Origin of the sequence: Sandarakinorhabdus sp. (genome assembly GCF_031430775.1) — a bacterium.
In the GTDB taxonomy this organism is placed as follows: domain Bacteria; phylum Pseudomonadota; class Alphaproteobacteria; order Sphingomonadales; family Sphingomonadaceae; genus Sandarakinorhabdus.
Genome location: NZ_JANPCD010000126.1, coordinates 1 through 4,151, shown reverse-complemented (window position 1 = coordinate 4,151; position 4,151 = coordinate 1). Strand labels below are relative to the sequence as shown.

Sequence of the window (4,151 nt, the reverse complement as noted above, 5' to 3'; positions counted from 1 at the left end):
ACCCGCACCGCATACACGCCGTACGCCGGGCGGACATAATCCCCCAGCCGCATGTTGGCGGTGGGAAACCCCAAAGTGCGGCCCAATTTGGCGCCATGTTCGACAATGCCGCGAATCGTAAACGCCCGGGTCAGCAGCGCGGCGGCGGCACCGGGATCGGCTTCGCGCAGCGCGGCACGCACGCGGGTGGACGAAATCGTGCCGCCGCCATCATCGACCGGCGCCACCACTGCGGCCGAAAATCCATGCGCCGCACCCAGCCGCGCCAGATCGGCGACCGTGCCTGACCGGCCCTTGCCGAAGGTGAAATCGCCGCCCGTCACCACGCCGGACACACCCAGACGGTCCACCAGCCATTCGGTCACGAATTCTTCAGCCGACAAGGCCGCCAGCGCCCGGTCGAACGGCATCACCACGGCGCCGTCCATGCCGAATTCCGCAAACAGGTCGCAGCGCTGCTCGATGCTGGTCAGGGCAAACGGCGGCAGGCCGGGCTGAAACAGCCGCGCCGGATGCGGATCGAAGGTTGCGACCAGCGCCGGCACGCCGCGCGCCCGCGCTGCATCGCGCGCCGTGCCGACCACACACTGGTGCCCGGCGTGAAAGCCATCGAAATTGCCCAGCGCCGCAATGCCGCCGCGCAGATGTTCGGGCAAACGCTTGCCCCCTGTGATCCGCTCCATGAACAGCGCTTAGCGGCTGGCCGGCATCGGCGCCAGACCGGCGGCCAGCAGCCGCGCCGCATTGCCGCCCATCACCATCGCAATCTCGGCCTCGGTCAGCCCGGCATCCAGCAGCGCCTGTGTCATCACCGCCAGCTGCGCCGTATCGAAACCGACCGTGGTGCTGCCGTCATAATCGGACCCCAGCGCGACATGGTCGATGCCCGCCACCTTGATGACATGCACGATCGCCCGCGCCGTCGCTGCAGGGGTGGGCGCGCACACGGCGGCATCCCAGTACCCGATGCCGATCATGCCGCCATTGGCCGCCAGCGCGCGCAGCTGGTCGTCGGTCAGGTTGCGCGGCGTGTCGCAGGTCGCCTTGACGCCGCCATGGCTGACCACCACCGGCCGGCGCGCGATGCGCAGCACATCGGCAAAGGTCGCGGCGCTGCTGTGCGCCAGATCGACGATCATGCCCTTGGCCTCCATGGCGCGCACGACATCGGCACCCAGTGGCGTCAGGCCGGCCTTGCGCTCGCCGTGCATCGACCCGCCGATGTCATTGTCGAAGAAATGCACCAGGCCCAGCATGCGGAAACCCGCGCCATGCAGCCTGTCCAGATTGCCCAGCTTGCCCTCAAGGTCATGCGCGCCTTCGACCGACAGCAGCGCGCCTGTCACCGGCTTGCCAGCGGCGCGGTCGGCCAGCAGCGCCGCCATGTCGGCAGGCGTCTGGACCAGCCGCAGCCGGCCATCGGACGCCGCCACCGCGCGGTGCAGTTTTTCGCCGTGCCAAAGCGAGCGTTCGAGCAATGAACCCCATGTCCGCACCGGCTGCAATTGGCCGATGGCCAGCAGGGTGATGTTGTCGGTATCGCCGCTGTTGCTGTTGTAGTTCTGGCCCTTGGGCGTCTTGGTGACGCTGGAAAACACCTGGAGCGCGACATGGCCGTCCTCAAGTCGCGGCAGATCGACATGGCCGCGCGTCGCCCGGTCCAGCATGTCGCGCTGCCACAGCAAGGTATCCGAATGCAGGTCGATGACGGTCAGACGCTTGTGCAGCGCCTTGGCAGCAGCAGACGCCGGGAACGGCCCGCCTTCCACCTTGTTCATCCCGCCCTCGGCCATGGCCGGCACGAACAGAAAAAACCCCGCCGCTGCCAGCAGGACACTGCCGCCAAGACCGATCAACCATTTGCGCATCACGGGTTCCTTCGCGTCAGGGTCACAAAGGCATAGCCGGGGCGATCACCCTCGGGGCCATGCGTTTCGCGGGCGATTTCCTGCCAGCGCGCCGCATCGAACGCCGGCAAGACCGTATCGCCCTGCGGCTCGGCGTCCACCTCGGTCAGCTCGATGCGCGTTGCCACCGGCATGGCCAGCGCATAGACCTGCGCGCCGCCGATCACCATGATACCGTCGGCGCGGGCGCGCGGGTCAAGGCCTGCAGCCGCCACAGCCTCGGCAAGATTGGCCGCCACCGTCACGCCGGGCGCCGTCCAGGCGCTATCGCGGGTCATGACGATATTCTGGCGGCCAGGCAGCGGCTTGCCGATCGATTCGAACGTCTTGCGCCCCATGATCACCGGCTTGCCGACAGTCATGCGCTTGAAGCGTTTCAGGTCCTCGGGCAGGTGCCATGGCAATGCGCCATCCTTGCCGATGACGCCGTTTTTCGCCCGCGCGACCACCAGCACGACCTCAAGGCTCATACCGCCACCGGCGCTGCGATATGCGGGTGCGGATCATAGCCGTTGAGCACGAAATCCTCGATTGCATAGTCCAGGATGCTGTCCGGCCGCCGCGCCAGCGTCAGGACGGGGAACGCACGCGGGCTGCGCGTCAACTGCTCGGTCACCAGATGTTCGTGATTGGCATAGACATGGCAGTCGGCGCCCATCCAGACCAGTTCGCCCGGCTCCAGATCGCATTGCTGCGCCAGCATGCGGATGAGCAGCGCCGCCTCGAAGATGTTGAACGGGAACCCCAGGCCAAGGTCGCAGGACCGCTGGTAGAGGATGCCCGACAAGCGCGACACGCCGTTCGCATCGGGTGCCACGAAATACTGATAGGTCATGTGGCAGGGCGGCAGCGCCATGCCGTCAAGCTCGGCGACGTTCCAGCCGGTGAAGATGTGGCGCCGGCTGGCGGGATTGTGCTTTAGGCCATGGACGAGGGCGGCGATCTGGTCGATGCCGTCAGGGTCGCGGGTGAAAAGGGCATTGCCATCGGCATCGGCGCCCGCTGGCACAAAGCGCGGCCAGTGCCGCCACTGCACGCCATACACCGGGCCAAGATCGCCCCAGCGCGCGGCAAAATCGGCGTCCGCAATGATCCGCGCCTCGAACGCATCGCGGTCCAGCGCCTCACCGGTCGCGCGGCGATAGGCATCGAGCGGCCAATCCGTCCAGATATGCACGCCCTGTGCCACCAGCGGCCTGATGTTGCGTTCCCCGTTCAGGAACCAGATCAGTTCCTTGATCGCCGATTTCCAGAATATGCGCTTGGTGGTGAGCAGCGGCACGGTGCCGTCCGACAAATCGAAGCGCAGCGTTTCCCCGAACAGCGCGCGCGTGCCGGTGCCAGTGCGGTCGCCGCGCTGCACGCCGGACGCCCAGACTCGCGCCACGAGATCAAGATACTGTGTTTCGCCGGTCAAGGTCATTGCCCCTGTTCAGGGATATGGTGGAACCCAGCCATGTGCCGCCATTGCCCGGTCAAGACAAGTCACCAACCGGAGGCAAGCAGATGTTCGGCACGGCCACAGCAGGGAGCAGCAGCACAATAGCTGCGGTGGCCGGCCGCTATGTCGACGGCGGCGGTGTATCCGTGCTGGAACGTCTCCGGCCGGCAACCGCAAGACGGCCAGAGCCGTTGGCCCAGATGCTGCGCGACCGCAAGACCGTGTTCATCGATCAGCTCGGCTGGGATTTGCGCTCGCCCGATGGCCTGCGGGAGATCGACGCCTACGACGGCGATGACACGCTGTATCTTGTGGCGCATCAGGAACAGACGATGCGCCATCTTGGCTCGGTGCGGCTTCTGCCCAGCACCGGCCCGCACCTGATCGGCGATCTGTATCCGCATTTGTGCGCCGGCGGCGTGCCGCGCGGCGATGATGTCTGGGAAATCACCCGGCTGCTGACCAGCCCCGGCCTTGGCCGCGCCCAGGCGCTGCAGGTGCGCCGGCAATTGTCGCTCGGCCTGTTCGAGCACGCGCTCAGCCATGGCATCAGCCGTTATACGATGATGACGCACATGGCGTGGCTGCCATCGCTGCTCAGCATCGGCTGGGACGCGGAGCCTTTGGGCTTTCCTTCAGGTAGCGGCGCCGATGCGGTCGGTGCCCTACAGATCTTCGTGAACCACGAAACCCTCCACCGCCTTCGCGACGCCTGGGACTTTGATAGCCCGGCGTTCTCCGAGATCGGCCCGGAGCAGACAATGGTGTTTTGACCCTGCGCCACTGTCTCCGCCAGCCGAGGG

General features: G+C 66.6%; 5 protein-coding genes. 1 reads left to right on the top strand and 4 read right to left on the bottom strand.

From position 1 onward, the window contains the following. From RMQ73_RS07765 to thyA, 4 genes are all read right to left on the bottom strand, one after another. Nucleotides 1-683 (bottom strand): bifunctional riboflavin kinase/FMN adenylyltransferase (locus RMQ73_RS07765; protein WP_310497545.1); only part of this gene is annotated, 683 nt, incomplete at its 3' end. Between the two features lie 9 nt (nucleotides 684-692). After that, on the bottom strand, nucleotides 693-1,868 hold the full coding sequence (locus RMQ73_RS07760; protein WP_310497543.1) for a dipeptidase: 1,176 nt from the start codon (nucleotides 1,866-1,868) through the stop codon (nucleotides 693-695). Beyond that, on the bottom strand, nucleotides 1,868-2,377 hold the full coding sequence (locus RMQ73_RS07755) for a dihydrofolate reductase (RefSeq protein ID WP_310497541.1): 510 nt from the start codon (nucleotides 2,375-2,377) through the stop codon (nucleotides 1,868-1,870). The genes RMQ73_RS07760 and RMQ73_RS07755 overlap by 1 nt, the downstream gene beginning before the upstream one ends. Then, the gene (gene thyA, locus RMQ73_RS07750; RefSeq protein ID WP_310497540.1) at nucleotides 2,374-3,330 is read right to left on the bottom strand and encodes a thymidylate synthase; all 957 of its coding nucleotides are present in this window, start codon (nucleotides 3,328-3,330) and stop codon (nucleotides 2,374-2,376) included. The genes RMQ73_RS07755 and thyA overlap by 4 nt, the downstream gene beginning before the upstream one ends. An 83-nt stretch (nucleotides 3,331-3,413) precedes the next feature. Here thyA and RMQ73_RS07745 point away from each other — a divergent pair, with 83 nt between their 5' ends. After that, nucleotides 3,414-4,121: an acyl-homoserine-lactone synthase gene (locus RMQ73_RS07745; protein WP_310497539.1), complete on the top strand. Its 708-nt coding sequence runs from the start codon at nucleotides 3,414-3,416 to the stop codon at nucleotides 4,119-4,121. Nucleotides 4,122-4,151 lie beyond the last annotated feature (30 nt).

What these genes read in the sequence shown, in the direction of transcription:
- RMQ73_RS07760 (WP_310497543.1), bottom strand. Translation starts at nt 1,868, where the DNA reads ATGCGCAAATGGTTGATCGGTCTTGGCGGCAGTGTCCTGCTGGCAGCG.
- RMQ73_RS07755 (WP_310497541.1), bottom strand. Translation starts at nt 2,377, where the DNA reads ATGAGCCTTGAGGTCGTGCTGGTGGTCGCGCGGGCGAAAAACGGCGTC.
- thyA (WP_310497540.1), bottom strand. Translation starts at nt 3,330, where the DNA reads ATGACCTTGACCGGCGAAACACAGTATCTTGATCTCGTGGCGCGAGTC.
- RMQ73_RS07745 (WP_310497539.1), top strand. Translation starts at nt 3,414, where the DNA reads ATGTTCGGCACGGCCACAGCAGGGAGCAGCAGCACAATAGCTGCGGTG.